This window comes from Kitasatospora sp. MBT63 (genome assembly GCF_000710465.2).
GTDB lineage: Bacteria > Actinomycetota > Actinomycetes > Streptomycetales > Streptomycetaceae > Kitasatospora.
This window is the reverse complement of sequence record NZ_JAIZ01000833.1, coordinates 27,222-27,666: the sequence shown is the minus strand read 5'-3', so window position 1 is coordinate 27,666 and position 445 is coordinate 27,222. Positions and strand designations below refer to the sequence as shown.

Here is a 445-nt window from a genome sequence, read left to right as displayed (position 1 = left end):
CTCGGTGATGCCGTACATGTTGATCAGCGCGGGGGCGTCCGGGCCGAGCCGCTCGGTCCACGGGCGCAGTTCGCCGAGTTCGAGCTTCTCGCCGCCGAACACCACGGCGCGCAGGACGAGTTCGGCGATCCGCGGGTCTCCGGCGCCGGCCAGGCCGACCAGCGAGCGGAACGCCGACGGCGTCTGGCTCAGCATGGTCACCCGCTCGGCGACCAGCAGGTCCAGGAAGTCCTCCGGTGAGCGCGCGGTGTCGAACGGCACCACCACCACCCGGCCGCCGAAGAGCAGGGCGCCCCACAGCTCCCAGACCGAGAAGTCGAAGGCGTAGGAGTGGAACAGCGACCAGACGTCGTCGGCGGAGAACGCGAACAGGTCCTCGGTCGCCGAGAACAGGCCGACCACGTTGCGGTGCGACAGCGTGACGCCCTTGGGGCGGCCGGTCGAG

1 protein-coding gene is annotated in these 445 nt (G+C 71.0%); it reads right to left on the bottom strand.

Features of this window, described 5'->3' with window-relative positions:
- On the bottom strand, positions 1-445 hold a 445-nt coding region (locus AA75_RS51350; protein WP_199520575.1), incomplete at both ends, for an AMP-binding protein.